The 26,984-nt window shown below is 71.6% G+C and carries 28 protein-coding genes; 22 read left to right on the top strand and 6 right to left on the bottom strand.

Features of this window, described 5'->3' with window-relative positions; translation table 11 throughout:
• Window positions 1–36: 36 nt before the first annotated feature.
• The gene (locus M8542_RS28745) at window positions 37–861 is read left to right on the top strand and encodes an NAD(P)H-binding protein (protein ID WP_257923386.1); all 825 of its coding nucleotides are present in this window, start codon (window positions 37–39) and stop codon (window positions 859–861) included.
• Here M8542_RS28745 and M8542_RS28740 read toward each other — a convergent pair.
• On the bottom strand, window positions 858–2,027 hold the full coding sequence (locus M8542_RS28740) for an MFS transporter (RefSeq protein ID WP_257923385.1): 1,170 nt from the start codon (window positions 2,025–2,027) through the stop codon (window positions 858–860). The genes M8542_RS28745 and M8542_RS28740 overlap by 4 nt on opposite strands.
• Window positions 2,028–2,100: 73 nt before the next feature.
• On the opposite strand from M8542_RS28740, the gene M8542_RS28735 reads away from it, so the two are divergent.
• Window positions 2,101–2,640 (top strand): CGNR zinc finger domain-containing protein, encoded by a 540-nt coding sequence (locus M8542_RS28735; RefSeq protein WP_257923384.1) that lies wholly within the window; start codon window positions 2,101–2,103, stop codon window positions 2,638–2,640.
• A 65-nt stretch (window positions 2,641–2,705) separates the two neighbouring features.
• Here the strand turns inward: M8542_RS28735 and M8542_RS28730 are convergent, their stop codons facing one another.
• Both M8542_RS28730 and M8542_RS28725 read right to left on the bottom strand, forming a co-directional pair.
• A complete protein-coding gene (locus M8542_RS28730) occupies window positions 2,706–3,140 on the bottom strand; it encodes an OsmC family peroxiredoxin (RefSeq protein WP_257923383.1) in 435 nt (144 codons plus the stop codon).
• The gene (locus M8542_RS28725) at window positions 3,127–3,585 is read right to left on the bottom strand and encodes a MarR family winged helix-turn-helix transcriptional regulator (RefSeq protein ID WP_257923382.1); all 459 of its coding nucleotides are present in this window, start codon (window positions 3,583–3,585) and stop codon (window positions 3,127–3,129) included. The genes M8542_RS28730 and M8542_RS28725 overlap by 14 nt, the downstream gene beginning before the upstream one ends.
• 82 nt (window positions 3,586–3,667) lie before the next feature.
• On the opposite strand from M8542_RS28725, the gene M8542_RS28720 reads away from it, so the two are divergent.
• Genes M8542_RS28720 through M8542_RS28710 form a run of 3 tightly spaced genes read left to right on the top strand, consistent with a single transcriptional unit; the run spans window position 3,668 to window position 5,242 of the window.
• Window positions 3,668–3,979, top strand: a complete 312-nt coding sequence (locus M8542_RS28720; protein ID WP_257923381.1) for a PadR family transcriptional regulator — start codon at window positions 3,668–3,670, stop codon at window positions 3,977–3,979.
• Window positions 3,979–4,695 (top strand): YDG/SRA domain-containing protein, encoded by a 717-nt coding sequence (locus M8542_RS28715; RefSeq protein ID WP_257923380.1) that lies wholly within the window; start codon window positions 3,979–3,981, stop codon window positions 4,693–4,695. The genes M8542_RS28720 and M8542_RS28715 overlap by 1 nt, the downstream gene beginning before the upstream one ends.
• 40 nt (window positions 4,696–4,735) lie before the next feature.
• The gene (locus M8542_RS28710; RefSeq protein ID WP_257923379.1) at window positions 4,736–5,242 is read left to right on the top strand and encodes a DinB family protein; all 507 of its coding nucleotides are present in this window, start codon (window positions 4,736–4,738) and stop codon (window positions 5,240–5,242) included.
• Here the strand turns inward: M8542_RS28710 and M8542_RS28705 are convergent.
• Complete coding sequence (locus M8542_RS28705) at window positions 5,229–5,999, bottom strand: DUF1295 domain-containing protein (protein WP_257923378.1); 771 nt, start codon at window positions 5,997–5,999, stop codon at window positions 5,229–5,231. The two genes, M8542_RS28710 and M8542_RS28705, sit on opposite strands and share 14 nt — an antisense overlap.
• Entirely contained in the window at window positions 5,999–7,264 is a 1,266-nt protein-coding gene (locus tag M8542_RS28700) for an SAM-dependent methyltransferase (protein WP_257923377.1), read from the bottom strand. Before M8542_RS28700 ends, M8542_RS28705 begins: the two co-directional genes overlap by 1 nt.
• A gap of 82 nt (window positions 7,265–7,346) precedes the next feature.
• Here M8542_RS28700 and M8542_RS28695 point away from each other — a divergent pair, with 82 nt between their 5' ends.
• The 11 genes from M8542_RS28695 (at window position 7,347) to M8542_RS28645 (ending at window position 16,605) form a co-directional block, all read left to right on the top strand.
• On the top strand, window positions 7,347–8,615 hold the full coding sequence (locus M8542_RS28695; RefSeq protein ID WP_257923376.1) for an NAD(P)/FAD-dependent oxidoreductase: 1,269 nt from the start codon (window positions 7,347–7,349) through the stop codon (window positions 8,613–8,615).
• On the top strand, window positions 8,609–9,343 hold the full coding sequence (locus tag M8542_RS28690) for a DUF1365 domain-containing protein (protein ID WP_257923375.1): 735 nt from the start codon (window positions 8,609–8,611) through the stop codon (window positions 9,341–9,343). Before M8542_RS28695 ends, M8542_RS28690 begins: the two co-directional genes overlap by 7 nt.
• Window positions 9,336–9,941, top strand: a complete 606-nt coding sequence (sigK, locus tag M8542_RS28685; protein WP_257923374.1) for an ECF RNA polymerase sigma factor SigK — start codon at window positions 9,336–9,338, stop codon at window positions 9,939–9,941. Before M8542_RS28690 ends, sigK begins: the two co-directional genes overlap by 8 nt.
• Complete coding sequence (locus M8542_RS28680; protein WP_257923373.1) at window positions 9,938–10,708, top strand: anti-sigma factor; 771 nt, start codon at window positions 9,938–9,940, stop codon at window positions 10,706–10,708. Before sigK ends, M8542_RS28680 begins: the two co-directional genes overlap by 4 nt.
• Before the next feature lie 243 nt (window positions 10,709–10,951).
• Entirely contained in the window at window positions 10,952–12,253 is a 1,302-nt protein-coding gene (gene ftsZ / locus M8542_RS28675) for a cell division protein FtsZ (protein WP_257923372.1), read from the top strand.
• Between the two features lie 219 nt (window positions 12,254–12,472).
• Complete coding sequence (gene pgeF, locus M8542_RS28670) at window positions 12,473–13,177, top strand: peptidoglycan editing factor PgeF (protein ID WP_257923371.1); 705 nt, start codon at window positions 12,473–12,475, stop codon at window positions 13,175–13,177.
• The gene (locus M8542_RS28665; RefSeq protein WP_257923370.1) at window positions 13,174–13,887 is read left to right on the top strand and encodes a YggS family pyridoxal phosphate-dependent enzyme; all 714 of its coding nucleotides are present in this window, start codon (window positions 13,174–13,176) and stop codon (window positions 13,885–13,887) included. Before pgeF ends, M8542_RS28665 begins: the two co-directional genes overlap by 4 nt.
• A gap of 97 nt (window positions 13,888–13,984) precedes the next feature.
• Window positions 13,985–14,581 carry a cell division protein SepF gene (locus M8542_RS28660; protein ID WP_257923369.1) on the top strand — a complete coding sequence of 199 codons (597 nt, stop codon included), beginning with the start codon at window positions 13,985–13,987 and terminating at the stop codon, window positions 14,579–14,581.
• Between the two features lie 115 nt (window positions 14,582–14,696).
• Window positions 14,697–14,972 carry a YggT family protein gene (locus M8542_RS28655; RefSeq protein ID WP_072477845.1) on the top strand — a complete coding sequence of 92 codons (276 nt, stop codon included), beginning with the start codon at window positions 14,697–14,699 and terminating at the stop codon, window positions 14,970–14,972.
• A 53-nt stretch (window positions 14,973–15,025) separates the two neighbouring features.
• Window positions 15,026–15,880 (top strand): DivIVA-like cell division protein Wag31, encoded by an 855-nt coding sequence (gene wag31, locus M8542_RS28650; protein WP_257923368.1) that lies wholly within the window; start codon window positions 15,026–15,028, stop codon window positions 15,878–15,880.
• Window positions 15,881–16,020: 140 nt separating this feature from the next.
• Window positions 16,021–16,605: a hypothetical protein gene (locus M8542_RS28645; protein ID WP_257923367.1), complete on the top strand. Its 585-nt coding sequence runs from the start codon at window positions 16,021–16,023 to the stop codon at window positions 16,603–16,605.
• On the opposite strand, the gene M8542_RS28640 is transcribed toward M8542_RS28645, so the two are convergent.
• Window positions 16,602–17,348 (bottom strand): ArsR/SmtB family transcription factor, encoded by a 747-nt coding sequence (locus M8542_RS28640; RefSeq protein WP_257923366.1) that lies wholly within the window; start codon window positions 17,346–17,348, stop codon window positions 16,602–16,604. The two genes, M8542_RS28645 and M8542_RS28640, sit on opposite strands and share 4 nt — an antisense overlap.
• A 64-nt stretch (window positions 17,349–17,412) precedes the next feature.
• Between M8542_RS28640 and M8542_RS28635 the strand changes: the two genes are divergently transcribed.
• The 6 genes from M8542_RS28635 to M8542_RS28610 all read left to right on the top strand — a co-directional run bounded on the left by M8542_RS28635 (window position 17,413) and on the right by M8542_RS28610 (window position 26,980).
• Window positions 17,413–18,690: an MFS transporter gene (locus M8542_RS28635; protein WP_257923365.1), complete on the top strand. Its 1,278-nt coding sequence runs from the start codon at window positions 17,413–17,415 to the stop codon at window positions 18,688–18,690.
• 233 nt (window positions 18,691–18,923) lie between these two features.
• Complete coding sequence (gene ileS, locus M8542_RS28630; RefSeq protein WP_257923364.1) at window positions 18,924–22,082, top strand: isoleucine--tRNA ligase; 3,159 nt, start codon at window positions 18,924–18,926, stop codon at window positions 22,080–22,082.
• Between the two features lie 78 nt (window positions 22,083–22,160).
• Window positions 22,161–23,780: a penicillin-binding transpeptidase domain-containing protein gene (locus M8542_RS28625; RefSeq protein ID WP_257923363.1), complete on the top strand. Its 1,620-nt coding sequence runs from the start codon at window positions 22,161–22,163 to the stop codon at window positions 23,778–23,780.
• Between the two features lie 80 nt (window positions 23,781–23,860).
• Window positions 23,861–24,544 carry an ArsR/SmtB family transcription factor gene (locus M8542_RS28620; protein ID WP_257923362.1) on the top strand — a complete coding sequence of 228 codons (684 nt, stop codon included), beginning with the start codon at window positions 23,861–23,863 and terminating at the stop codon, window positions 24,542–24,544.
• 97 nt (window positions 24,545–24,641) lie between these two features.
• Complete coding sequence (locus tag M8542_RS28615) at window positions 24,642–26,120, top strand: potassium/proton antiporter (protein ID WP_257923361.1); 1,479 nt, start codon at window positions 24,642–24,644, stop codon at window positions 26,118–26,120.
• A 203-nt stretch (window positions 26,121–26,323) separates the two neighbouring features.
• Complete coding sequence (locus M8542_RS28610; protein WP_257923360.1) at window positions 26,324–26,980, top strand: M23 family metallopeptidase; 657 nt, start codon at window positions 26,324–26,326, stop codon at window positions 26,978–26,980.
• Window positions 26,981–26,984 lie beyond the last annotated feature (4 nt).

Here is a 26,984-nt window from a genome sequence, read left to right as displayed (position 1 = left end):
CTATATCGTACGGCATACGGATACGAGGAGGGTGTCATGACGATCTTGGTGACCGGCGCGACCGGCAGCGTGGGCCGGCTGGTGGTCGACGAGCTACTGGCCCTGGGAGCCCCGGTGCGAGCACTGACGGTCGACCCTGGGCGCGCGAAACTTCCGCCGGAGGCCGAAGTGGTCGTCGGGTCGCTCGCGCGGCCGTCGACCCTGCCGCTGGACGGGGTCGAGGCGGTGTACCTGGCCCCGATGGCGCGGACCGTCCAGCGGTTCTGCGAACTCGCGACCGAAGCGGGCATCAAGCGGGTCGTCGCGTTGTCGGGCAGCAGCGTCGGCGACGAGCACGAAGGCTCCAGCGGCAACGAGTACGGCGCCGTGGAAGCAGCGGTGAAGGAAGCCGGTTTCGCCTGGACCTTCCTGCGGCCCGGCGTCTTCATGAACAACACGCTCGACTGGGCGCCCATGGTCCGCGCGGGCGAGGTCGCCGTGGCCTACGGCGACGCGACGCAGACCCCGATCGACCTGGGCGACATCGCGGCGGTGGCGGCGCGGGTGCTGACCACCGAAGGGCACGTCGGCCGGACGTACGTCCTCAGTGGACCGGAAGCGATCAGCGTGCGCGGACAGGTCACGACGCTGGAGGCGGTGCTGGGCAGGGAAATCCGGTTCCGCGAGCTGACTCGAAGCGAACAGCGCGCGCAGTGGATCGGCTACGGCGTCCCGGAGCAAGCCGTCGACTGGATGCTGGACGGCTTCGAGGAAACCCTGCGGCACCCGCAAACCCCGACCGGCGTGGTCGAGGACCTACTGGGCCGCAAGGGAACGACGTACGCCGAATGGGCCGAGCGGAACCGGGCGGTCTTCGGCTAGACCTCGGTGCGGGTCATGCCGGCCAGGCCGAGCAGCGGGAGCACCCCGGCGAACACGACCACCGCCGTCCAGCCGCCGAGGTGGTAGGCGATCGAACCGGCCTGGGAGCCGATCGCGCCGCCCACGAAGAACGTGCCCAGGTAGATGCTGTTCACCCGGGCGCGGGCCGACGGGTCGAGCTGGTAGATCACGTGCTGGCCCGTCACCAGCGTCGCCTGGACGGCCATGTCGATCGCGATCGCCGCGATCGCCAGCAGGACGACGCTGTGCGCGCCGAACCCGGCGAGCGCGAACGCGGCGGCGCAGAGCGCGAAGGCGCCCGCGGTGAGCTGCCGGCCGTGGCCGTGGTCCGACCACCGCCCGGCCAGCGGCGCCACCGCGGCGCCCGCCGCCCCGGCCAGTGCGAACAGGCCCACGCCCAGCTGGCTGTAGTTGAACGGCGGGGCCGTCAGCACGAACGCGATCGTCGTCCAGAACGCGCTGAACGCGCCGAACATCGCCGACTGGTACAGCGCTCGGTGGCGCAACGCGGGATGCTTCGTCCACATGGCCAGGGTCGAGCGCAGCAGCTGTCCGTAGTGGACGTCGGTCTTGGGCGCGCGCCGCGGCAGGCTGAACCGCAGGACGACGGCCAGCGCGGCCATCGCCGCCGCCGAGATCAGGAACACCACGCGCCAGCTGGTCACTTCGGCCAGCAGGCTGGCGACCACCCGGGAGAGCAGGATGCCGAACAGCAGCCCGCTCACGACGCGCCCGACGATCCGGCCGCGGATGGCGTCGGGGGAGATGTCGGCGGCGAACGGGATGAGGATCTGCACGACCACCGACGCCGCCCCGGCGACCAGGGACGCGATCAGCAGCACGGCGAACCCGGGTGCGACGCCGGTGGCGACCAGGCTCGCGCAGGCGAGCGCGAGCAATGTGGCGACGAGACCGCGGTTCTCGAGCCGGTCGCCGAGCGGGACGAGCAGCAGCATGCCCGCGGCGTAGCCGATCTGGGTGGCGGTGACGACCCCGCCGGCGGCGGCCTCGCCGACGCCGAAGGTGTGCCTCAGCTCGGTGAGAAGCGGCTGGGCGTAGTAGAGGTTGGCGACCGTCAGTCCACATGAGACGGCCAGCAGCAGCACGAGCCAGCTCGGCGGCGCGTCCTGTTTCGTGTCCGTCATCGTGCCCCCTGGAACCGGTTTGATCGGTTCCCGACGGTACCAGTCAAAGCGGTTCCGGCGTACTGTGATCCGGATGACGGACAGATTCCGCTCGGGCGCCGGCCGGCTGTGCCTCGACTTCGTTCGCACGCTGCGCTACCGCGGGACGCCGGCGGCGGTGGAGGAGCTCCCGGACGCGGCGGCGTGGGGCGCGTGGATCGACGCGTTCGGCCCGTTCCCGTCGCCGGTCCGCCCCGCCTCGGCGGACGACGCGAGGGTGGCGCGCGAAGCGATCCACGCGCTGCTCACCGGCTCGGTGCGGGCTCCGGAACGGCAGCGGCTGAACCGGTTCGCGGCGCTTCCGGTGCCGTCACCTTCGTTGACCCCGTCGGGCGAATTGCGTTGGCAGGCGGCGGATCCGGCGGCCGCGATGCTCGCGTTGCTGGCGCGGGACGCGCTGGAGCTGGTGACGTCGCCGGAGTTCGCCAGGGTCCGCCACTGCGCGGGCGAGCGGTGCGGCGCGTTGTTCCTGGACACGTCACGGCCGGGCACGCGGCGGTGGTGCTCGATGGAGACTTGCGGGAACCAGGCGAAGAAGTCGACTTATCGAGCCAAGGCGACGGCGCGGGGCTAGCGCCCCAATGTGGCCTTCGGTGCGTCAGACGCAACCAAGGCCACATTGGGGCGCTTGGGGCCGGGTCAGGTGAGAGCGGCGTCCAGGGTGATCGTCGTGCCCGCGAGGGCCTTCGACACCGGGCACGTCTTCTCCGCCGTCTCCGCGTACTCCGCGAACTGCTCCGCTGTCACGCCCTCGATGGACGCGCGCAGCGTGATCGCGATGCCGCTGATTTCGAAGCCGCCGCCGGCCGCCGGGCCGAGGGTCACCTCCGCGCTCACGTCGATCGAGTCCGCCGTCAGCTTCTGGGCCTCCAGCACGCCGGACAGGTTCATCGCCAGGCACGACGAGTGCGCCGCCGCGATGAGCTCCTCCGGGCTGGTCTGGCCGTCCGGGTTGCCGGCGCGGGTCGGGAACGACACGGAGAACGTGCCGGCGTTGGACGAGTCCAGGGTGACCTCGCCCTTCCCGTTCTGCAGTCCGCCGACCCAGTGGGTGGTCGCGTCACGGCTGGGCATCAGAGCCTCCAGATGAGTAGGCGGCGGCCGACGCCGTCAGCCGCCTCAGGGTTTCGATCAGCTGCCGCCGCGCGGTGTCGTCGAGGCCCAGTGCGCAGCCGATGGCCGAGGGGACGCCCGCGGCGCGCGTGCGCACCGCCCGGCCCTCCTCGGTCAGGCTGATCACCACGGTGCGTTCGTCCTCGGGCAGGCGTGCCCGGGTCACCAGCCCGTTGGCCTCGAGTCGTTTGAGCAGCGGGGAAAGCGTGCCGTAGTCCAGGTGCAGCGCCTCGCCGATCTCCTTGACCGGCCGGCGGTCGGACTCCCACAGCACCAGCAGCACGAGGTACTGCGGGTAGGTCAGGCCGAGCTCGCCCAGCAGGGGACGGTACGTGTCCGTCACCGCGCGCGACGCCGCGTAGAGCGCGAAGCAAGCTTGCTCGTCCAAGAGGAATTCGTCCGGCACGTCCGCAAACCTAGCCCACGATTACATCGTGCGCAAGGTATTTCGGTTGTGCCGCCAGATCTATCTATGTAGATTAAGAGCTATGCGTAAGACGCATTCGCTGATCCAGGTGGCAGCCGCGCTCATGGCGCAGCCGTCCTCGCGGCAATGGGGCTACGACCTGTCGCGGCGCGCCGGGGTCCGTTCCGGTGTCCTCTACCCGATGCTGACGCGGATGCTCGACGAGGGCTGGCTGACCGACGGATGGGAGGATCCGGCCGCCACGCGGGAGCAGAAGCGCCCGCCGAGGCGGTACTACGAGCTGACCGCCAAGGGCTCTGCCGAGCTGGGCGCCCTGCTCGAGGCCGCTCGCCGGGACGCGCGGTTCACCGGGCTGATCGGGCGGTTCGCCTGATGACCGAGCTGCTCGACCTCGCCGGGATGTGGCCCGAGCTGGTGGCGGCGGTGGGCTTGTTCGGCTTCGCGCCGGGATTCTGCCTCCGGCTGATCGTGCTCGTCTATCCGCGTGGGCACCCTCGACGGCGTGAGCTCGTCGCCGAGCTCTACGGCCTGCCCTACGTCAAGCGCCCGATCTGGGTGGCTGCCCAGCTGGAGACGGCCTTGTTCGAAGGGGTCGGGGCCCGGCTCTCGCAGCTTCGGCGGCGCTTGCGACGCGCCGGGAAGGCGGGTTCCCGGCCGGTGACCGCGGGCGCCTCGTCGCGCGTCCAAGTCGTGTTCGTCCACCGGGCGCCGCGGCCGGGGGTGGTCGGGAACGCGTGGCTGGGCGCCGAGTCGATAGTGCTCGGCCCCGGTCCCGGGCTGGACTTCGTCGTCTACACCGGACAAGACGGGCGGGAAGGCGGCAGGCAGGTCGCCGACCAGTCGTTCGATTCGCCGGGCAATGCCGCGTTGCGCACCAGCTGGCTGGCGAAGCGGCCGGTGCGGATCGTCCGGAAGGGCAGCTACCTCGGGGCCCGCTATCCCCTCCTGACGCGCGCCTACCGCGACGACGGCGACTACCTGGTGGTCGCCGCTTGGGCGGAACGGAACGCCGGCGGCCGGAAAGTGTGCCGGTTCGTGCTCGTGCGTTGTGGTTCGCCGGGGGCCGGCGGGCAGCCGGGCGCCGCCTGACCGGACGAACCTGTCGTACCCCTCTGGCAGAGTTCCGGTCATGACCGAACGACCCGAACGACCCGAGGCTCCGCTCACCGGCGGCGAGCGCGAGATCCTCACGAGCATGCTCGACCACCACCGCGCCACCGTCGCGTGGAAGGCCGGCGGGCTCACCGAAGCGCAAGCGCGCGAAAAGCACGTCCCCAGCGAGCTGACGACCATCGCCGGCCTGGTCGCCCACCTCACGCTGAACGAGTGGTTCTGGTTCGCCGTCGTCGTCGACGGCGAAGAGAACACCTGGGAGGCGAAGCTCGAGCAGGACCCGGACGCGGAGTTCCGGATCCCACCCGGCACCACGCTCGAAAACCTGCTCGCCGACTACGCGAAGCAGTGCGAGCGCAGCCGCGAAATCGTCGCCGCCCGCGACTTCGACGAGCAGGTCACGCACAAGGACGAGACGTTCAACGTCCGCTGGGTGCTCACGCACATGATCGAGGAGACCGCCCGGCACGTCGGCCACCTCGACCTGCTGCGCGAGCTGACCGACGGCGTCACCGGGGAGTGACCTTCTTGGGCGGCAACGGGAAGAAGCCGCTGGTCCGCTCGACGTAGTGCGCGTACGCCGGGCGGGTGCGCGCCATCCCCTTCTCCAGCATCGGTTTCCCCGTGCCGCGAGCCAGGGTGAACGTCATCGCCACGGGAGAGAGGATCGTCAACGCGCCCGGCCACGTCGAGCAGGCCAGCAGGTAGAGGCCCCACCACACGCACGCGTCGCCGAAGTAGTTCGGGTGCCGCGTGTAGCGCCACAGCCCCGTGTCGAGCACCTTGCCCTTGTTCGCCGGGTCGGCCTTGAACCGGCGCAGCTGGTCGTCGCCGATCGTCTCGAACGCGAACCCGATCAGCCACACCACGACACCGAGCCAGCCGAGCACGCCGATTCCCGTGCCGTACATGGCGAACTGCACCGGAAGGGAGACGAAGTACAGCACCAGGCCCTGGAACAGGTACACCCGCGTGAAGATCCGCAGCGGCTCCTGACGCATCCGCGCGTACCGCGGGTCCTCGGGCAGCTTGTGGTTGCGCAGGTGCAGGTGCAGCGAGAGCCGCACACCCCAGACGGCGGTCAGGGCGAGCACCACCAGGCGCAACGCCAGCGGCCCGTCGCCGAAGGGGAACGCGGCCAGCGCGACGATCGCGAAGCCCGTGCCCCAGAACGTGTCCACCGTGTCGTAGCGCTTGCGGGCCCGCGCGATCCCGAAGGTCACCACGACCGCCACGAGCGTGACGGCCGCGGTGAAGAGCAGTGTCGTGCCCAGCGCCATCAGAGCCACTCCCGCGTCGCCGGCAGGCCGCTCGTGCCGTCGGCGTGCGGTCGCACGCTCAGGATCTGGTCCACACCCATCCGGTTCTCCTCGAACGCCAGCGCCCCGCCCACCAGGTACAGCCGCCAGACCCGCGCGCCCGTCTCCCCGATGAGCGCGACGACGTCGGCCCAGTTCTCCTCCAGGGTGTCGGCCCAGGCTCGCACCGTCCACACGTAGTGCTCGCGCATGGCGTGCACGTCCCGCACTTCGAGGCCCGCGGTTTCGAGGTGGTCGACCGTCCGGCCGACCGGGCGCATGGTCATGTCCGGCGCGATGTACCGCTCGATGAACGCGCCGCCGCCGGGCGCGACGTTCCCGCGCGACATCTGCTGGATCAGCACCCGCCCGCCCGGCTTGACCATCTTGTGCAGCGTCGCGGTGTAGGTGGGGTAGTTCACCTCGCCGACGTGCTCGCCCATCTCGATCGACGCCACCGCGTCGAACGGGGCGTCCGGCAGCTCGCGGTAGTCCTGGCGACGGACCTCGACGCGGTCTTCGAGGTCGTGCTGGGCGAGCCGGCCGCGGATGTGCTGCAGCTGCTCGGCCGAGAGCGTGATGCCGACGGCGTGCACGCCGTGGTGCTTGGCCGCGTGGACCAGCAGCGAGCCCCAGCCGCAGCCGATGTCGAGCAGCCGCATGCCCGGGCGCAGCCCCAGCTTGCGGCAGATCATCTCCAGCTTGTCGTGCTGCGCCTGCTCCAGGCTCTGCGACTCGGCGGTGAAGTACGCGCTGGAGTAGGCCATCGACTCGTCCATGAGCAGCTGGTAGAAGGCGTTGCTCAGGTCGTAGTGGTGGGCGATCGCGGACTTGTCGCGCAGCAGGCTGTGCAGTTTCCCGGTCAGCCGGGCCTCCTCCGCGGGCGGCTTCGGCGGGAGCCCGACGACGCCGAGCGCCGCGGCGAGCTTGGCGGCTTCCACCCAGTCACGCGGGCCGATCTTCACTCGATTGAGCTCACCCGCGCGGGTGAGGGCCCAGATCCGGCGGAAGCCGTCGGCGAGATCACCCTCGACGTCCAGGTCACCGGTGACGTAGGCGCGGGCGAGACCCAGCTCACCCGGCGCGTAGAGCAGGCGGCGCAGGGCGCGGCGGTTGCGCAGCACCACGGTGGGCGCGTCCACTGGGCCGACGCGGGTTCCGTCCCAGGTCCGGAGGCCGACGGGGAGCTGCCCGCCGAGGAGCTTTTCGGCGAACGAGGCGAGGCGGTGCGCGGTGCTGTTCGGCATGTCCGGGATTCGCTCTCTCCTGCGTGGTGGATTGGTGCCACGCTCATCCAATCCACACCCGGCCCGGCGGCGAAGTACCGGTGTGGAGATCACGGGAGAACGCATCGCCGTCATCGGCAGCGGGGTGGCCGGGCTGACCGCGGCATACCTGCTGCAACGCAAGCACGAGGTCCTGCTCTTCGAGTCCGACGACCGGCTCGGCGGGCACGCGCACACCCACGACGTGCCCAGCGCCCACGGCGGCACCATCGGCGTGGACTCGGGCTTCATCGTCCACAACGAGCGCACCTACCCGACGCTGCTGAAGCTGTTCGCGGAGCTCGGCGTGCACACCCGCGACACCGAGATGTCGATGAGCATCCGGTGCGACGGCTGTGGCCTGCAGTACGCCGGCGCGAAGGGGCTGCCCGGGTTGTTCGCCCAGCGCGGCAACCTCGCGCGGCCCCGCTACCTGCGGATGCTGGCCGAGGTGAAGAAGTTCCACCGGCACGCCAAGCGGCTGCTGGACGCGAAGGACGCCGGTGACGTCACGCTCGGCGCGTTCCTCGCCATCGGCGGGTACACCCGCTACTTCACCGACCACTTCATGCTGCCGCTGGTCTCGACGGTCTGGTCGGCCGACCGCAGCGACACGCTGCGCTACCCGGCGCGCTACCTGTTCGAGTTCCTCCGCAACCACGGGATGCTGAGCGTCAAGAACTCGCCGGCCTGGCGGACCGTCGTCGGCGGGTCCCGCGAATACGTCGAACGCGCGGCCAAGCAGCTCACCGCGGTGCACCTGTCCACGCCGGTGCGGTCGGTGCTGCGGACCGCGCGCGGCGTCGAGGTCCGCGACGACGCCGACACCCCGCACCGCGTCGACAAGGTCGTCATCGCCACGCACGCCGACCAGGCGCTGTCGCTGCTGGCCAACCCGACCGCGGCCGAACGCGAAGTGCTCGGCGCGTTCCGCTACTCGGCCAACGAAGCCTGGCTGCACACCGACACGAGCGTGCTGCCGTCGCTGGCCGACGCGCGCGCGGGCTGGAACTACCGCGCCCCGGTGTGCGGCGCGCCGACCGGCGCGGTCCAGGTCAGCTACGACATGAACCGCCTGATGCGCCTCGACGAGCCGACCGGGTACGTCGTCACGCTCAACCCGGGTGAGCACACCGGCAAGGCGGCGCTGGTCGCCAAGATGCGCTACGAGCACCCGGTCTACACCCCGGAATCCGTTGCGGCGCAACGACGGCTGCCCGAGCTGAACGACGGCGTCCTGGCCTACGCCGGTGCTTACCACGGCTGGGGTTTCCACGAAGACGGCTGCTCCTCGGGTGCCCGCGCCGCCGAAAGCCTCGGAGTGACTTGGTGACGAACGCGCTCTACGACGCCACGGTCGCGCACGTGCGGCGGATCGACCCGCCGCACTCCTTCGCGCACCGCGTGTACCTGTGGCTGGTGGACCTGGACGCGCCGCCGGAGCTGCCGTTCTGGCTGCGGCCGTTCGCGCGGTTCGACCGCCGCGACCACTTCGTCGCGACCGACCCGCGCGGGATCCGGGAGAAGCTCGACGCCTGGCTCGCCGAACGCGACGTCGACCTGCGCGGCGGGAAGGTCGTCATGCTGGCCGCCGCGCGCGTGCTCGGGTACGTGTTCAACCCGATCAGCGTGTACTGGTGCCACGGCCCCGACGGCCGCCTCGAGTGCGTCGTCGCCGAGGTGCACAACACCTACGGCGGCCGGCACGCCTACCTGCTGCGCCCCGACGAAGCCGGGCTCGCCCGCGCGGCCAAGGAGTTCTACGTCTCGCCGTTCCAGGAGATGGACGGCGAGTACCGGATGCGCCTGCCCCACCCGGAAGCGTTGCTCGACCTCACGGTGGCGTTGCGGCGCGGGAACGCGACGCCGTTGGTCGCTACGCTGCGGGGTGTTCGCCGCCCGGTGGACCCGCGGTGGCTGGCCCGGCTCGTCCTGGCCCGGCCGCTGCTCCCGCAGCGGGTGTCCGCGCTGATCCGCCGCCACGGCGTCGCTCTGTGGCTGCGCAAGGCGCCGGTCATCGCGCGCACCCCGCAGAACGCCGGAGGACAGCTGCATGGATGATCAGGCCCGCCCGCGCCCCCTGGCGCCGGTGCCCGCCGAAGTCCCGGCCGGCCCGACGGCGGAGGAGCTGATGGTGCGCGTCGCGAAGGGTGACGAGCGGGCTTTCGAACTGCTCTACGACCAGCTCGCCGGGCCGATCTTCGGGCTGGTGCGGCGGATCGTGCGGGACGCGGCGCAGTCCGAAGAGGTCGCCCAGGAGGTGCTCGTCGAGCTGTGGCGCACCGCGACGCGGTACGCGCCCGAGCGCGGCTCGGCCTTGAACTGGGCGATGACGCTGGCGCACCGCCGCGCCGTCGACCGCGTCCGCTCGGCGCGCGCGAGCACCGAGCGGGAGCAGAAAGCGACCTTCGAAGCCGCCCGCGGCCGCCCGTTCGACGAGGTCGCCGAATCCGTCACCGCGCGCCTGGAACGCTCCCAGGTGCGCCGGTGCCTGTCCTTCCTGACCGATCTGCAGCGCGAGTCCGTGCTGCTCGCCTACTACCAGGGCTATACGTATCGCGAGGTGGCCGAAGTGCTGTCGACGCCGCAAGGAACCATCAAGACGCGGCTGCGGGACGGGCTGATCCGCCTGCGGGACTGCCTGGGGGTGACCGCTTGAGCACGCCCGAGATGCACACCCTGGCCGGCGCCTTCGCCCTCGACGCGGTCTCCGACATCGAGCGCGCGGAGTTCGCCCGCCACCTCGAGCAGTGCGACTCCTGCGCGCAGGAGGTCGCCGAGCTGCGCGCGACCGCGGCCCGGCTGGGCGCGGCGATGGCCGAGGAACCACCGCCGGAGTTCAAGGACCGCGTCATGGCGGCCATGCACGCCACCCGTCAGCTGCCGCCGCGGACGCGGCCCGGCGCGCACGAACGGCCCCGCCGGTCGGCGCGCGCCCCGCGCTGGGCGGTCGTCGTGGCGGCCGCGGCGGCCGTCGTCGGGCTCGCCGCGGGTGGCGTGTTCGGCGGCATCGCGCTGACCCAGCAGCAGCAGCTCCAAAGCGCGCAGTCCCAGCTCGACCAGGCGAAGGAGCGCTACGCCCCGGTGGCGGCGCTGCTCGCGGCCCCCGACGCCAAGACCGTGCACGGTGACGCGCCGATCGGCGGCGGCGTGACGGTCATCGCGTCGAAGTCGCTGAACCGCGTCATGGTGATGGACGCCGGGCTGCCGGTGCAGCCGGGTGGGAAGGTCTACGAGGCCTGGCTGATCACCGGCCGCGCCGCGCCGCGCTCGGCCGGGGTGATCGCTTCGACGGCCGACGGTGGCCTGGTCGTCGCCGACGGCGTCGGGGCGGTGGACCAGCTCGCGGTGAGCGTCGAGCAGGCCGGGGGATCGCCCAGCGGGGCGCCCACGAACGTGCTCATGAGCATGCCCGCGCCGGCCTGAGTGGAGCGCCATAGCAGACGGGGCCGGGCCGGTGATCTCGGCTCCCCGCTCTTGCGCGCTCGAACGTGTTGTGGCAAAACACCTTTGCGACACACGGCGTGCCTACTGGATTAGAGCCTGCCTGGTGCCTACCGTCCTGCCTAACGTCGGCAGTTGACATAACTCTCGATCTGGGGTTGAGGTTGAGAGTCGATCACCCGCCGGCGGGCTGTACGGGCACAACGATCAGGAAGGCGGACTTCGATGACGCCCCCGCACAACTACCTTGCGGTGATCAAGGTGGTCGGCATCGGCGGTGGCGGCGTGAACGCCGTGAACCGCATGATCGAGGTCGGCCTCAAGGGTGTCGAGTTCATCGCGGTGAACACCGACGCCCAGGCACTGCTCATGTCCGACGCCGACGTCAAGCTCGACATCGGCCGTGAACTGACCCGCGGCCTCGGCGCGGGCGCCGCCCCCGAGGTCGGCCAGAAGGCCGCCGAAGACCACCGCGAAGAGATCGAAGAGGTCATCAAGGGCGCCGACATGGTGTTCGTGACGGCCGGCGAAGGCGGCGGCACCGGCACCGGTGGCGCCCCGGTCGTGGCGCAGATCGCCCGCAAGCTGGGCGCGCTGACCATCGGCGTCGTGACCCGCCCGTTCACCTTCGAGGGCAAGCGCCGCGGCAAGCAGGCCGAGGACGGCATCCAGCAGCTGCGCAACGAGTGCGACACGCTGATCGTGATCCCGAACGACCGGCTGCTGCAGCTCGGCGACATCGGCGTCTCGCTGATGGACGCGTTCCGCTCCGCGGACGAGGTGCTGCTGTCCGGTGTCCAGGGCATCACCGACCTGATCACCACGCCGGGCCTGATCAACCTCGACTTCGCCGACGTCAAGAGCGTCATGTCCGGCGCGGGCTCCGCGCTGATGGGCATCGGGTCGGCCAGGGGAGAGGGCCGGGCCATCCAGGCCGCGGAGAAGGCGATCAACTCGCCGCTGCTGGAGGCGTCCATGGATGGGGCGCACGGCGCGCTGCTGTCCATCGCGGGCGGCTCCGACCTGGGCCTGTTCGAGATCAACGAGGCCGCGTCGCTGGTGCAGGAGTCCGCGCACCCGGACGCCAACATCATCTTCGGCACGATCATCGACGACTCCCTCGGCGACGAGGTCCGCGTCACGGTGATCGCGGCCGGGTTCGACGCGGGCGCGCCGACCCACAAGAAGCTCGACCCGCCGTCGTTCGGCTCACGGCAGCCGGGCACCACCGCGTCGGCTTCGGCCGGGCAGGTCTCGAACCCGCCGACGCCGCCGTCGGGCGCCACCCCGGTGCCGTCGGCGAGCGGCTCCGGCTACCCGGTGGCGCCGCCGCGGTCGCACTCGCCGCTGCCCTCGGCGACCGGCGGCCAGCCGTCCGGCGGGCTCCCGCAGCCCGGCGGCGGTTCACGCGGCTACTCGCCGATCGGCTCCAACGCGACGCAGGGCAGCCTGCCGGGCCGCGCGATGCCGGTGCACGACGACCCGTCCGACGACGAGGTCGACGTCCCGCCGTTCATGCGGCGCTAGAGACACCACACTGGAGGCCATCGCCCGCTGACCAGAGTCGGCAGGCGGTGGCCTTCACTGCGTTTGGGAGGCCGGCTTGTTGACGGGTGGCCAGCGCCCCAATGTGGCCTTCGGTGCGTCAGACGCACCCAATGTGGCCTTCGGTGCGTGAGACGCAACCAAGGCCACATTGGGGCGCTTGGGTCCGGGGCCGTCGCCGGTGTTTGGGAGGATGAAGGCATGCGAGTCAGGCGAGTGGTCACGACCAGGGCGGGCGGCGCGTCGCGGCCGCCGTACGACACGTTCAACCTGGGTGACCACGTCGGCGACGACGAGGGGAACGTCTTCGCCAACCGCAAGCGCCTCGCCGCCGAACTGGGCCTGGCCGAGGACAAGCTGGCCTGGATGGAGCAGGTCCACGGCCGCACGGCGACCGTCGTCGACGGCTCGGAGACCCGCGCGGCCGAGGCGACCGACGCGCTGGTGACCGCGACCCCGGGCGTCGCGCTCGTGGTGCTGGTCGCCGACTGCGTCCCGATCCTGCTGGCCGACGCCGAGGCAGGGGTGGTCTCGGCGGTGCACGCCGGCCGGGTCGGCACGCGCGTCGGCGTCGTGCCGGCCGCGGTCGAGGCCATGCGAGAGGCGGGCGCCGAGGTCGGGCGGATCGAAGCGCTGCTCGGCCCGGCCATCTGCGGTGACTGCTACGAGGTGCCGGCCGCCATGGCCGCCGACGTCGAGAAGCACGTGCCCGGGAGTGCCTGCAAGACCCGCACGGGCACGCCGGGCCTCGACCTGCGCGCGGGGCTGTGGCAGCAGCTGGCGGACCTGGGCGTCGGCAAGATCGGCGTCGACCCGCGCTGCACCAACGAGGACAAGACACTCTTCAGCTACCGCCGCGACGGGACCACCGGGCGGATCGCGGGCATCACCTGGATCGAGGCATGAGCACCGATCGCAAGGCCGAGCTGGCCGCGAACCTCGCCGAGGTCGAAGCGCGGATCGACGCCGCCTGCCGGGCCGCGGGGCGCGCCCGGGACGAGGTCAAGCTGATCGCGATCACCAAGACCTTCCCGGCGTCCGACGCCGCGTTGCTCGCCGAGCTCGGCGTCACCGACGTCGGCGAGAACCGCGACCAGGAGGCCGGCCCGAAAGCCGCCGAAGTTCCCGGGCTGCGCTGGCACATGGTCGGCCGGCTCCAGCGGAACAAGGCACGGTCGGTGGTCGGCTGGGCACACGAAGTCCAGTCCCTCGATTCGGCCCGGCTCGCCGACGCGCTCGCGAAGGCGGTGCGTGCGGCTCGCGACGAGCAGATACGTGACGAACCCCTCGACGTGCTGATCCAGGCCAGCCTCGACGACGACCCCGGACGCGGCGGCTGCCCCCTCGACGAGCTGGGCGCACTCGCCGCGCACGTCACTCACACGGGTGAACTGCGGCTTCGTGGCCTGATGGCCGTCGCGCCGCTCGGCGCCGACCCCGCGGCCGCCTTCGAACGCCTCGCTCGCGCGGGTGAGGCCCTCCGCAAAGATCACCCGAATGCCGCAGACGTCTCCGCCGGGATGAGCCATGATCTCGAGCAGGCGATCACGCACGGCTCCACCTGTGTGCGTGTCGGAACCGCGTTGCTCGGTGGACGCGGTTTAGCCTCGCCGTAGGGAGCCCGTGCGCGGTCACGTTTAGTGGTCGTCCGTACGGGGCACTGACGGCGTGGAACATGAGTCGGTGCGGGAGCGGCTAGGGCTAGGGAGAGGCATGAGCGCGCTGCAGAAGCTGAAGGCCTACTTCGGGATGGTGCCCGCGGACGAGGACGGTTACGACGTCGAGGAGGACTACCGCCGTGGCTACGACGACGACTACGACTCTTACGAGGAGCCGGCGCCGCGCTCGTCCCGCTCACGGTACCGCGACGTCGACGACACGTACGACGAGCCCGTCAGCCGCAGCCGGTCACGCTCCGTGGCCGCGTCCGAGCCCGCCGTCCACGGCGCGCTCGCGGTCGACCGGCAGCCGGAGCCCGTGGCGCGCCTGCGTCCGGTCACCGAGCCGGTCCGGCCGCCGGTGCGGGACCCGCTGAGCCGGATCACCACGCTGCACCCGACCAGCTACGTGGAGGCACGGGCGATCGGGGAGCACTACCGCGAGGGCATCCCGGTGATCATCAACCTCACCGAGATGGAGAACGCGGACGCCAAGCGGCTCGTGGACTTCGCCGCCGGGCTCGCGTTCGCGCTGCGCGGGTCGATGGACAAGGTCACCAACAAGGTGTTCCTTCTCTCACCGCCCGATGTGGACGTCACCGCGGAAGACCGCCGACGGATTGCCGAGGGCGGATTGTTCCTGCGCGGCTGAAGTCGCGGTTACCGCTGAGCGCAAGCAGACGTGATTTTGTCGACCCGATGCCGCGTCGACCCCCTCAACAGCGTCTTCGACGGAGGCGCATGGTTAGAGTAGGTACGTGGAAGCTGTGTGGCTGGTCGTCTGGTACGTGCTGTTCGCCTTTTGGCTGCTGCTGACGGCGCGGATCGTGATCGAACTCGTCCGGACCTTCGCTCGTGAGTGGCATCCGGCCGGGGGGGTTGCGGTGACGCTCGAGACCATCTACACAGTGACGGACCCGCCGGTTCGCCTGTTCAGACGAATCATTCCGATGGTTCGAATCGGCGGCGTGGGACTGGACTTGTCGATTATGGTTCTGCTGCTGGTTGTGTTCTTCGCGATGCAGCTGGCGACTCCAAGTTGATCGGGGAAGAACTTGGAGGGACCTGCAGGCCATGGAGTGCGTGAGGTGATCTGATGTCGTTGACCCCCGCTGACGTGCACAACGTCGCGTTCAGCAAGCCGCCCATCGGCAAGAGGGGCTACAACGAGGACGAGGTGGACGCGTTCCTCGACCTGGTGGAGACCGAGCTGGCCCGCTTGATCGAGGACAACAACGAGCTGCGCCAGCAGATGGAGCAGCTCGACGCCGAGCTCGAGTCGACTCGTGGCGAGCTCGAGAACGCCAAGGCGAACGTCGGCGCGCCCCCGATGCGTGAAGAGCCGTCGCGCCGCCTCGCGCCGGTGCCGCCGCCGCAGTCCGCCATGGAGCAGACCCAGGCGCACTCGATGGTCGGCGACAGCACCGAGCCGAACGTGCAGGCCGCCAAGGTCCTGGGCCTCGCCCAGGAGATGGCCGACCGGCTGACCGCCGAGGCGAAGACCGAGTCCGACGGGATGCTGGCCGAGGCCCGCACCAAGTCCGAGCAGCTGCTCTCGGACGCCCGGGCGAAGTCCGACTCGATGGTCAACGAGGCGCGCACGCGCGTCGACACGATGCTGAACGACGCGCGGACGCGAGCCGAGACGCTGGAGCGCCAGGCGCGCGACAAGGCGACGACGCTGGAGCGCGAGTCGCAGCGGAAGTACACCGAGACGATGAACAGCCTCAACGCCGAGAAGGGCGGGCTGGGCAAGAAGATCGAAGAGCTGCGCACGATCGAGCGGGAGTACCGCACGCGACTGCGCGGGTTCCTCGAGTCCCAGCTGCGCGAGCTCGACGACCGCGGCTCCGCGGCCCCGGCGTCGGCGTCCTCGAACTCCGGGCAGTCGTCCGGTTCGACGAGCGGCGGCCAGGGCTACTCGTTCGGCCCGCGCGCCGAGGCCGGCTGATTCTTCGGACCGGCCAGTTTCCTTCCCCGGGCCCACCCCGCCGGCACCGCCGGTGGGGTGGGCCACGGTTCGGAGTCGATCCGGCACCGCACGTGGGCGGGTCGGCCGCCGATCTTGAGGCGTTCGTGCTGTAATTCAGCGTGCTCTACATCGTGCTGGTACTGGTACTGGCGGCTCTGGGGTTGCTCGTCACCGCGCTCATCACCGCTTCTTCGCTGTGGGCGTGGGTTTCCATCGGCCTCTCGGTGCTCGCCGGGCTGATCCTGGTCGCCGACTGGCTGCGCCGGCGTCGCCGCAGCGCGGCACCGGCGGCCGAGCCCGAGGCGGCTCCGGCCGAAGACGTGCCTGCCGAGGAACCAGCTTCCGCCGCCACCGAGGCCCCGGCCGCAGCCGCAGCCGCGCCCGAGCCCGACGAAGAGCAGACGACGCTGATCCCGGCCGCGGGTGACCTCGGCGACCCGGCTGACACCCCCGAGCCCCCGGCGGCGGAAGAGCAGTCCGACCCGGGCGAGGAAAAGACGTCCGAGGCCGACATCGCGGTCTTGGCCGACCTCGAAGACGAGGTCGTGGTGGTCGACGAACACCCCCGCTACCACCTGACGACGTGCGTCTGGCTGGGCAGCCGCGAGCGCATCCCGATCGGCGTCGGCGAAGCCCGCCAGCTCGGCTTCACCCCGTGCGACCGCTGCAACCCCGACGCGACGCTGGTGGCCGCCCACCGCTAAGCGGCGAGGTCCGCCAGGCCGAGCCGGGCTGCCAGCGCCCGCGCGCCTTCCGGGGTGAGGCGCAACGCCCGCTGGGCCTCGCCCCGGCGTCGCACCCAGCCGGCGTCCACGAACCGTGTCGCCACCGCCGCGCCCAAGGCGCCCGCCAAGTGGTGGCGTTGCTCACTCCAGTCCAAACAGAACTTCAGCAGCGGCCGTCGGCCGGCGGCGACCGCGTCGAGGTCCACACCCAGCGCGTCGAAGACCGAAGCCGCCGAAGGACCCAGCGTGTACGGGTGTTCGCGCAGCGGAGCCGAAATCCGGTCGCCGGGCCGGCGCAGCGTGTCCGACGCCCCGGCCAGCGCACCCCGCGAAAGCAACGCCGCCGTCACCGCCACCCCGAGCCGGCCCGCGAGGTGGTCGTAACACGTCCGGGCCGTGCGCAACGCCTCCGCGCGCGTGCCCTCCTTCAACGACGTCACCGGCTGGGCCGGGGAGAACCGCGCCAGCGTCTCCAGCAGCTCCGCGGGGTCCGGCCCGGCCAGCCGGTAGAACCGGTGCCGCCCGGACTTCTCGGCCACCACCAGCCCCGCCGCCCGCAGCTTCGCCAGGTGCGCGCTGACGCCCTGGGCGGACAACCGGGCTTCGGCGGCCAGCACGGACGCCGCCAGCGCCCGGCCGTCGGCCAGCGCCAGCAGCACCCGGACCCGCGCCGGGTCGGCGAACAGCGCGGCCGTGCGCGCGATGTCGGCGTCGCCTTCCATGCCTCCAGGATGCCCCCGGCACACTTCCACCGCGACGGAAGCGTTCCCGCGGTCCACTGGGGACATGCTCCTGTTCACCATGTGCGCCGGGATGTTCCTGGTGCAGCTGGACGTCACGGTCGTCAACGTCGCCCTGCCCAGCATGGGCACCGACCTCGCCTCGCTGCAGTGGGTGGTCGACGGCTACACGGTCGTCCTGGCGGCGTTCCTGCTCACCGGCGGCGCGCTCGGTGACCGCTTCGGACATCGCCGGGTCGTCGTCGCGGGCTTCACGCTCTTCGGCGCGGCATCGGCCGCCTGCGGGCTCGCCGGGTCGGCACCGTGGCTCGTCGCCGCGCGGGCCGGCCAGGGCCTGGGTGCCGCGCTGCTGCTGCCGGGCACCCTCGCGGTGATCACGAACGCCTACCCGGGACGCGCCGAGCGCGCCCGGGCGCTCGGGATCTGGGCCGGGGTGTCGGCGCTGGCGCTGGCGGCGGGCCCGGTCCTCGGCGGCGCGATCGTCGCCGCGGCGGGCTGGCGGCCGGTGTTCTGGCTCAACGTCCCGATCGTGCTGGCGGCGGCCGTCGCGACCCGGCGGCTCCTCCCGCGCGGCGACCGCGGGCCGGGCCGGATCGACGTCGCCGGCATCGCGACGGCCGCGCCCGCGCTCGGCGCCGGGGTCTACGCGGTCATCGGCGGGAGTGTCGTCGCCGGGGTGGCGGCGGTGGTTCTGCTGGGCGCGTTCGTCTTCGTCGAACGCGGCTCGGCGCACCCGATGCTGCCACCGGCCATCGCCCGGCGGACGGCGGCGGCGAACTTCGTCGCGGCGGCGATGAACTTCGTCGGCATCGGCACGATCCTCGTGCTCACGCTGTACCTGCAGGGTGTGCGGCACGACGGGCCGCTGCGCGCGGGGCTCGAAGTGCTGCCGTTGTTCGTCCCGCTCGCGGCGCTGGCGCCGGTCGCCGGCCGGCTGACCGGCCGGTTCGGGCCGCGGCCGTTGATGGTCGCCGGGCTGGCCATCGGCGCGCTCGGCATGCTGAACCTGCTGCTGGTCGGCGAAAACAGCGGCTACCCGGCGCTGCTGCCGACGCTGCTGGGGCTCGGCGTGGGGATGGGCCTGCTGACGACGGCGGTGGTGACGGCCGCGGTCGCCGGCGTCCCGCCCGGGCGCGCGGGGGTGGCCGGCGGCGTCAACAACACCGCCCGCCAGGCCGGCGGCGCGCTCGGGGTGGCGGTGCTCGGCGCCGGCGACCTCCACGAGACCGGTCTGATCGCGAGCGCGCTGTGGCTGGTCGCGATCGGCGTGACGCTCACCGGGGTACGAGCCCCTCGTGACAACCCGGTTGCGCGGGCCGGTTAACCTGGAGTCAGCAAGGCGTCGATCCGGCCATCACCGGGGAGCCTCCGGAAGAACCGAGCTTCACCGCTCGCAGTAGAACCGGACGGGTGCGGCCCGTGACAGCCGTCAACGAAGCGGCCCGTGCGAGCGGGCAAGCGGGGTGGTACCGCGGTGCGCCGGAAGGCGTTTCGTCCCCGTGTGGGTGACCGGGAGCCGGTCGTCCGTACGAGAGCGACGAACCGAGGAGCACCCGGATGTACCCCCAGGCCAATCTGGACGACGGCGCAGGAGTTCCCTCGCAGCCGTCCTTCCCCGCGCTGGAGAAGCAGGTCCTCGCCTACTGGGAGAGCGACCGGACGTTCCAGGCGACCATCGACGCCCGCCCGGCCGGCGAGCACGGCGACAACGAGTACGTCTTCTACGACGGCCCGCCGTTCGCCAACGGCCTGCCGCACTACGGCCACCTCCTCACCGGGTACGTGAAGGACCTGGTGCCGCGCTACCAGACGATGAAGGGCCGCAAGGTCGAGCGCCGCTTCGGCTGGGACACCCACGGCCTGCCCGCCGAGCTCGAGGCGATGCGCCAGCTCGGCATCACCGAGACGTCCGAGATCGAAGAGATGGGCATCGCGAAGTTCAACGCGGCTTCGCAGGAGTCCGTGCTGCGCTACACCGACGAGTGGCGCGAGTACGTCACGCGCCAGGCGCGCTGGGTCGACTTCGACAACGACTACAAGACGCTCGACGTCACGTACATGGAGTCGGTGCTGTGGGCGTTCAAACGCCTGTGGGACAAGGGACTCGTGTACGAGGGCTACCGCGTCCTGCCCTACTGCTGGCGCGACGCGACGCCGCTGTCCAACCATGAGCTGGGCATGGACGCCGACGTCTACCGCAACCGCCAGGACCCGGCCGTCACGGTCGGCTTCCGGTTGCAGGGCAACGACAACGAGCTCGACGGCACGTATCTGCTGATCTGGACGACGACGCCGTGGACGCTGCCGTCGAACCTCGCGACCGCCGTGCACCCCGAGGTGGACTACGTCGTCGTCGAGAGCGATGGCAAGCGGTTCCTGCTCGCCGAAGCGCGCGTGGCCGCGTACGAGCGTGAACTCGGCGAAGAGCCGGCGGTCGTCGCGCGCTACACCGGCACCCAGCTGCTCGGAACCCGTTACGCGCCGCCGTTCCCGTACTTCACCGGCACCGAGAACGCGCACCAGGTGCTCGCCGCCGACTACGTCACCACCGACGACGGCACCGGGATCGTGCACATCGCCCCGGCCTACGGCGCCGACGACAAGGTGGTCACCGACGCCGCCGGCATCCCGCCGGTCACGCCGGTCGACGCGCACGGCAAGTTCGACGCGACCGTGCCGGACTACGAGGGCCAGCAGGTCTTCGACGCCAACCCGAACATCGTGCGGGACCTCAAGAACGGCACGGGTTCCGCGGCGCAGCAGGGCGCTGTGCTGCTGCGGCACGAGACCTACGACCACAGCTACCCGCACTGCTGGCGCTGCCGGAACCCGCTGATCTACCGCGCGGTCTCGTCGTGGTTCGTGGCGGTGACGCAGTTCAAGGACCGGATGGTCGAGCTGAACCAGCAGATCACCTGGTACCCGGACAACGTCAAGGACGGCCAGTTCGGGAAGTGGCTCGAGAACGCCATCGACTGGTCGATCTCCCGCAACCGGTACTTCGGCACGCCGATCCCGGTGTGGCAGTCCGACAACCCGGAGTACCCGCGCACCGACGTCTACGGCTCGCTCGACGAGCTGGAGGCGGACTTCGGCGTGCGGCTGGACAACCTGCACCGGCCCTACATCGACGAGCTGACCCGGCCGAACCCGGACGACCCGACGGGCCAGTCGACGATGCGCCGCGTGCCGGACGTCCTCGACGTCTGGTTCGACTCGGGCTCGATGCCGTATGCCCAGGTGCACTACCCGTTCGAGAACGCCGAGTGGTTCGAGCACCACTACCCGAGCGACTTCATCGTCGAGTACATCGGGCAGACCCGCGGCTGGTTCTACCTGCTGCACGTGCTCGCGACGGCGTTGTTCGACCGGCCGGCGTTCCGCGCCTGCGTCGCGCACGGCATCGTGCTGGGCTCCGACGGCGCGAAGATGTCCAAGTCGCTGCGCAACTACCCGGACGTCAACGAGGTCTTCGAGCGCGACGGCTCCGACGCCATGCGCTGGTACCTCATGGCGAGCCCGATCCTGCGCGGCGGCAACCTGGTCGTCACCGACAAGGGCATCCGCGACGCCGTCCGCCAGGCCGTGCTGCCGCTGTGGAACTCGTACTACTTCCTCGCGCTGTACGCGAACGCCGAAGGCGTGGCAGGCCAGTGGCGCACGGATTCGCCGAACGTGCTCGACCGGTACGTGCTGGCGAAGACGCACGAGCTGGTCACCGACGTCGAGTACGCGATGGACAGCTACGACGTCGCGGGCGCGTGCCAGACCGTGCGGGACTTCCTGGAGGTCCTGACGAACTGGTACGTGCGCCGTTCGCGCGACCGCTTCTGGGCCGGCGACCAGGACGCGATCGACACGCTGCACACCGTGCTGGAGGTGACGTCGCGGGTGACGGCGCCGTTGCTGCCGCTGACCACCGAGGTCGTCTGGCGCGGGCTCACCGGCGGTCGCTCGGTGCACCTGAGCGACTGGCCGAACGCGAACGACCTGCCCGCGGACGCGGCCCTGGTCACCGCGATGGACCGGGTGCGGCAGGTGGCGTCGACCGCGCTTTCGCTGCGCAAGGCCAACAAGCTGCGCGTGCGGCTGCCGCTCTCGTCGCTGGTCGTGGCGGCCGGCGACGCCGAGTCGCTGACGCCCTTCGCCGACATCCTGCGCGACGAGGTGAACGTCAAGGCGGTCGAGCTGACCACCGACGTCGCCGCGCACGGCGGGTTCGAGGTCGCGGTGAACGCCCGCGCCGCCGGGCCGCGCCTGGGCAAGGACGTCCAGACCGTGATCAAGGCCGTCAAGGCGGGCGACTGGTCGCTGCAGGGCGACGTCGTGGTCGCGGCCGGGATCGCGCTACGGGAAGGCGAGTTCGAGCGCCGGCTGGTCGCCAAGGGCGGCGGCGCGGCGGGTGAGCTGCCCGGCGGGTCCGGGCTGGTCCTCATCGACACCGAGGTGACCCCGGAGCTGGCGGCCGAGGGCCTGGTCCGCGACCTGATCCGGGTCGTGCAGCAGGCACGCCGCGACGCCGGGCTCGACGTCGCGGACCGGATCGCGCTGACCGTCGACGGGCCGGCCGAGGTCGTCGAAGCGGCTCGGACGCACGAGAAGTTCCTGGCGTCGGAGACGCTCGCGACGTCGGTGACCTACGGCCCGGCCCCCGAGGGCTTCGCCGGTTCGGTCGGCGACGGCACGAAGGTGACCGTTTCGGTCGCCAAAGCGTGACCGTCTGACGTGGGTGGCCAGTAAGATCGCCTGGCCACCCACGGGCGGTGGCGTTCCTTGGGGGAGGGGTACGCGGGAATGAGTCCGGCCAAGAGACGGGGCATCCTGATCGGCGGCGCGCTGCTGGTCGTCGTGGTCGTGGTGATGGCGTTCTTCGCGCTGAACGGCGGTTCGACGCCCGAAGCGGAAGCCGGGGCCACCGAAGTCGAGAGTCCCGGCGCGATCGACCCGCGCTCGGCGATCACCGAGTACCTGCAGGACGTGGCCGAGAACAACCCGGACGCGGCGGCCACGCTGACCGACGCCGCGCCGGCGGCCGCGGTGGCACTGCGGGACGCGCGGAACGCGTTGAGCCCGCGGTCGGTCGTGGCCAAGCTGACCGTGCTCCAGCCGACCCCCGCCGGGGCCAAGCGGACCAGCGGGACCTTCACCCTGTCGTGGGCGCTGAAGCCGGGGGACTGGACCTACGACGTGCCGTTCGAGCTGACCCTGGCCGACGGCAAGTGGCTCGTGCACTGGACGCCGGCGCTGGTGCACCCCAAGCTCGAAGCGGACCAGCGGCTGGCGGTCAGCACCGCGGTCGCGGACACCACCGCCGTCGTGGACCGGGACGGCAAGCCGCTGCTGGTCAACGGCGCCGGCGGAGTCCACCCCGCGGGCGGGGACCCCGCGCCGCTGCTGCGGTCCGCGCTCGCCGGCCAGGTCACGGCCGCGAAGGGCAGTGGGTTCGCCGTCGTGCGGCGCAACTCCACCGGCGGCGACCTGGAGACGTTGTTCGGGGCGCCGGGCAGCGGCGACGGGAAACCGCTGACGTCGAGCCTGAGCCTGGCCGCGCAGAACGCCGCGCAGGCCGCGGTGAACGGCTACCAGGGGTCGGCCATGATGGTCGCCCTCGACACGGGGTCGGGGGACATCCTCGCCGTCGCGCAGAACGCGGCCGCCGGGGACTCGCCGAAGGCGCTCAACGGCCTGTACGAGCCGGGTTCGTCGTTCAAGATCGCGACTTCGGTCGCCGCGATCCAGCAGAGCGGCCTCACCGCGACGTCGCCGGTCGACTGCCCCGGCGTCGCGACGATCGGCACGCGCACGGTCAAGAACGAGGGCTTCGAGCTGGGCGCGACGAACCTGCAGACGGCGTTCGCGCGCTCGTGCAACACGACGTTCGGGCAGCTCGCGCTGGCGCTGCCGGCCGACGGGCTGGTGAAGGCGGCGAACGAGCTCGGCCTCAACGCCGACTACGAGATCCCGGGGCTCGACACCGAGCTGGGCAAGGTCGAGCCGGCGGTGAGCAAGGACGAGCAGGTCGAGGACGGTTTCGGCCAGGGCCGCATCCAGGCCAGCTGCCTCGGCGGCGCGCTGATGGCCGCGACGGTGGCGTCCGGCAAGGCGATCACCCCGCGGCTGTGGCACGACGTCGAAACGCAGGTGGTTAAGGGCTACACGCCGCCGCCGGCGTCGGTGCTGGGCCCGCTCCGCACGATGATGCGCGCGGTGGTCACGAGCGGCACCGGCCGGGCCGCGGCGGGCGCGGGCCAGGTGTTCGGCAAGACCGGCACGGCCCAGTTCGGCGACGGCTCCAACGCCACCGGCTGGTTCGTCGGCTACCGCGGCACCGTGGCGTTCGCGGTGGTCCTGGAGAACTCCAACGACTCGGGCCCCGCAGTGACCTTGGCAGCCAAGTTCCTGAAGGCCCTCTGACGCCCGAGGCGGCACTTTCCCTACGAAAGTGCCGCTTGGGTTCGGTCGTGGGCGAAGCGTGGGCGTCGTAGCGTGGGGGCATGGAGACGATCGCGCTCGCCGAGGTCGCCGCGGTGCTCGCCGACCCGAGCCGGGCCACCATGTGCCTCGCCCTGCTCGACGGGCGGGCCTGGACCGTCGGCGAACTCGCCAAGGCGGCGGGCATCGCGCTCTCCACGGCCAGTGAGCACGTCACCCGCCTGGTCGACGCCGGGTTCGTCGCGCGGGTCAAGCAGGGCCGGGCCAGCTACGTCCGGATCGCCGACCCGCGCGTGGCCGAGCTGATCGAGCACCTGGCCCAGCACGCCGAACACCGGCCGCCGAGCGGGCTGACGTCGTCGCTGCGGGTGCGGCGGCTCGGGTTCGCGCGGACCTGTTACGACCACCTCGCCGGCGTGCTCGGTGTCGCCGTCCGCGACGGCATGCTCGCCACCGGGCTGGTCGCCACCGCCGACGGCCTGACGCTCACCGGCCGCGGCCGCGAGGTGCTGGCCGAGCTCGGCGTGCCGGTCGCCGCCGGGCGGCGGCCGCTGCTGCGCGACTGTCTGGATTGGACGGAGCGCCGCGACCACCTCGCCGGGGCGGTGCCCGCGGCGCTGCTCGACCGGGCGGTCGAGGCCGGCTGGGTCGGCCGCGACGGCCACCGCGCGGTGAAGGTGCTTCCGGCCGCCGCCAAGCCCTTCGCGGCGCTCGGTGTCGATCTCGACGCGCTGAGTGGCTCTTAACACACCGCGTGTCCGGTTCGACGCAGCGGTACACGAACGAGTTAACCCACCCGCTTCACTATTCTGAGGGCCCCACGGCACTCGGGAGGGAGGCGGCATGGACCAGCTTCCCGTGCTGCTCGGCGTCGGCGGTGTCGTGCTGCTGGCCTCCGTGCTCGCCGTGCGCGTGTCGATCCGGCTCGGGCTCCCGTCGCTGCTGCTCTACCTCGGGATCGGCGTCTTGCTGGGCGAAGCCGGCTTCGGCATCCGCTTCGACAACCCCCAGCTGACCCAGTCCCTCGGCCTCGCCGCACTCGTGATGATCCTCGCCGAAGGCGGGCTGACGACCCGGTGGTCGGCGGTGAAACCCGCGCTGGGCCGGGGAATCGCTCTGTCCACAGTGGCCGTCGTGGTCAGCATCGCGGTCACCGGCGCGGCGCTGCACTTCCTGCTCGGCCTCGACTGGCAGTTCGCCCTCCTGTGGGGCGCGGTGCTCGCCTCGACCGACGCGGCGGCGGTGTTCTCGGTGCTGCGCGGCGCCGGCGTCGGCAAACGGCTCGTCGGCGCGCTCGAGCTCGAGTCCGGGATCAACGACGCGCCGGCCTACATCGCCGTCGTGGTGCTGGCCGAAGGCACCACTGTGGACTGGTCCCTGCCGCTGCTGGTGGTCTACGAGCTCGCGGCGGGCCTGGCGGTCGGCCTCGCCTTCGGCTGGCTCGGCGGGATCGCGCTGCGCCGGGCCGCACTGCCGGCGACCGGCCTGTACCCGCTCGCGACCGTCGCCGTCTGCGTCGTCGCGTACTCGTCCGGGCAGCTGCTGCACGCGTCCGGGCTGCTCGCCACCTACGTCGCCGCGCTGGTGCTGGGCAACTCGCGGCTGCCGCACCGCTCCGACACGCTGTCGTTCGCCGAGGGACTCGGCTGGCTCGCGCAGATCGGGCTGTTCGTGCTGCTCGGCCTGTTCGCCTCGCCGGGCCGCCTGCTCGAGACGCTCGTGCCGGGGCTGGTCGCGGGCGCGGTCGTGCTCCTGCTGGCCCGGCCGATCTCGGTCGTGCTGTCGATGCTGCCCTTCCGGCTGCCGTGGCGGGAACAGGCGTTCCTGTCGTGGGCCGGGCTGCGCGGCGCGGTGCCGATCGTGCTCGCGATGATCCCGTTGTCGGAGGGCGTGCCCGGCGCGCAACGGCTGGTCGACGCGGTGTTCGTGCTGGTCATCGTGCTGACGCTGCTGCAGGGCGCGACGCTCGGGCCGCTCGCGCGCTGGCTCGGGCTGGCCAAGAAGTCCGAGGCCCACGAGATCGAGGTCGACTCCGCGCCGCTGGACGAGCTGGGCGCCGAGCTGCTGCAGGTGCGGATCCAGCCCGGCTCGAAGCTGCACGGCGTGTACCTGTCGGAGCTGCGGCTGCCGATCGGCGCGACGGTCAGCCTGGTCGTGCGCGACGGCGCCGGCTTCACCCCGCAGAAGACCAGCCGGCTCCAGGAGCACGACCAGCTGCTGGTGGTCACGACCAGCGCCGTCCGCGACGCCGTCGAGCGCCGGATCCGCGCGGTCGACCGCGCCGGCCGCCTGGCCCGCTGGAAGGGCGAGTCCGGGCGTTAACCCGTTCGTGGTCGCGACCTGGTCGTGACCGATCAGATGACTTTGTCCGGTCGTTGTCCGGTTTTCTCGCTGACCTGGTGATCTTTTTCCGCGAGGGTGAGCTTTACCCGTCAAGATCTTCCCGATGATCCAACCTTTGGCCTACTGTGCGCTCGATCCAGTTAGTTCGAATGGGTGAGTGTTAGGCCAAAGGAGTACGCACGGTGACGAAACTTCGTATTCGCGGGGCGGTGCTGACCGCCACGGTCGCGACCGTCCTCGGCCTGGTCTCCGCCCCGGCCGCGACCGCCGAACTCGCCCCGTTCCCGGCGCTGACCCTGCCGTTCAAGGCGGGGCAGCAGGTCTACTCGGCCGGCATCCACTCCGACGACGGCAGCACCGGCGTCAAGAACGCCATCGACCTCAGCCCGGCCGACCGCACCGTGCGCGCGCCGCTGGCCGGCACCGTCCACCTGCAGCACTGCGCCGGCGGCGACTGGGTGACCATCGACCACGCCGGCGGCTGGCGGACCGGGTACTACCACATGGAGGGCATCAAGGTCACCGACGGTGAGCACGTCGAGGCCGGGGCCGAGCTCGGCTCGACCGGCAACGCGCTGCCGTGCGGGGGCAGCAGCACCGGCGCCCACGTCCACTTCACGCTCTGGACCCTGCCGGACGCCCCGGCGGCGAACTGGGACGGCAAGTCGTTCGCCGAGGTCTCCACCACCGTCGCGGCCGCCCACGGCGAGCCCGTCGACGGCAAGACCATCGGGGGCTGGCGCTTCACCGCGGGCGCCGAGCAGTACTCGGGCACCGCGACGCACCTCGCGGACAACGCCGTGACGCAGCTGCCGGGGCGCTTCCGCGCGAAGCTCTGAGCGT

Origin of the sequence: Amycolatopsis iheyensis, from assembly GCF_024703995.1 — a bacterium.
Lineage (GTDB): Bacteria > Actinomycetota > Actinomycetes > Mycobacteriales > Pseudonocardiaceae > Amycolatopsis > Amycolatopsis iheyensis.
Note: the sequence above shows the minus strand (reverse complement) of the source record. Positions and strands in the feature narration are given on the sequence as shown.

Excerpts from the sequence above, each read along its gene's own strand:
- M8542_RS28715 (WP_257923380.1), top strand. The coding sequence starts at position 3,979 with ATGACCGAGCTGCTCGACCTCGCCGGGATGTGGCCCGAGCTGGTGGCG.
- M8542_RS28735 (WP_257923384.1), top strand. The coding sequence starts at position 2,101 with ATGACGGACAGATTCCGCTCGGGCGCCGGCCGGCTGTGCCTCGACTTC.
- sigK (WP_257923374.1), top strand. The coding sequence starts at position 9,336 with ATGGATGATCAGGCCCGCCCGCGCCCCCTGGCGCCGGTGCCCGCCGAA.
- wag31 (WP_257923368.1), top strand. The coding sequence starts at position 15,026 with ATGTCGTTGACCCCCGCTGACGTGCACAACGTCGCGTTCAGCAAGCCG.
- M8542_RS28640 (WP_257923366.1), bottom strand. The coding sequence starts at position 17,348 with ATGGAAGGCGACGCCGACATCGCGCGCACGGCCGCGCTGTTCGCCGAC.
- M8542_RS28700 (WP_257923377.1), bottom strand. The coding sequence starts at position 7,264 with ATGCCGAACAGCACCGCGCACCGCCTCGCCTCGTTCGCCGAAAAGCTC.
- M8542_RS28625 (WP_257923363.1), top strand. The coding sequence starts at position 22,161 with ATGAGTCCGGCCAAGAGACGGGGCATCCTGATCGGCGGCGCGCTGCTG.
- ftsZ (WP_257923372.1), top strand. The coding sequence starts at position 10,952 with ATGACGCCCCCGCACAACTACCTTGCGGTGATCAAGGTGGTCGGCATC.
- M8542_RS28660 (WP_257923369.1), top strand. The coding sequence starts at position 13,985 with ATGAGCGCGCTGCAGAAGCTGAAGGCCTACTTCGGGATGGTGCCCGCG.
- M8542_RS28730 (WP_257923383.1), bottom strand. The coding sequence starts at position 3,140 with ATGCCCAGCCGTGACGCGACCACCCACTGGGTCGGCGGACTGCAGAAC.
- M8542_RS28710 (WP_257923379.1), top strand. The coding sequence starts at position 4,736 with ATGACCGAACGACCCGAACGACCCGAGGCTCCGCTCACCGGCGGCGAG.
- M8542_RS28740 (WP_257923385.1), bottom strand. The coding sequence starts at position 2,027 with ATGACGGACACGAAACAGGACGCGCCGCCGAGCTGGCTCGTGCTGCTG.
- M8542_RS28635 (WP_257923365.1), top strand. The coding sequence starts at position 17,413 with ATGCTCCTGTTCACCATGTGCGCCGGGATGTTCCTGGTGCAGCTGGAC.
- M8542_RS28720 (WP_257923381.1), top strand. The coding sequence starts at position 3,668 with ATGCGTAAGACGCATTCGCTGATCCAGGTGGCAGCCGCGCTCATGGCG.
- M8542_RS28705 (WP_257923378.1), bottom strand. The coding sequence starts at position 5,999 with ATGGCGCTGGGCACGACACTGCTCTTCACCGCGGCCGTCACGCTCGTG.
- pgeF (WP_257923371.1), top strand. The coding sequence starts at position 12,473 with ATGCGAGTCAGGCGAGTGGTCACGACCAGGGCGGGCGGCGCGTCGCGG.
- M8542_RS28665 (WP_257923370.1), top strand. The coding sequence starts at position 13,174 with ATGAGCACCGATCGCAAGGCCGAGCTGGCCGCGAACCTCGCCGAGGTC.
- M8542_RS28745 (WP_257923386.1), top strand. The coding sequence starts at position 37 with ATGACGATCTTGGTGACCGGCGCGACCGGCAGCGTGGGCCGGCTGGTG.
- ileS (WP_257923364.1), top strand. The coding sequence starts at position 18,924 with ATGTACCCCCAGGCCAATCTGGACGACGGCGCAGGAGTTCCCTCGCAG.
- M8542_RS28615 (WP_257923361.1), top strand. The coding sequence starts at position 24,642 with ATGGACCAGCTTCCCGTGCTGCTCGGCGTCGGCGGTGTCGTGCTGCTG.
- M8542_RS28620 (WP_257923362.1), top strand. The coding sequence starts at position 23,861 with ATGGAGACGATCGCGCTCGCCGAGGTCGCCGCGGTGCTCGCCGACCCG.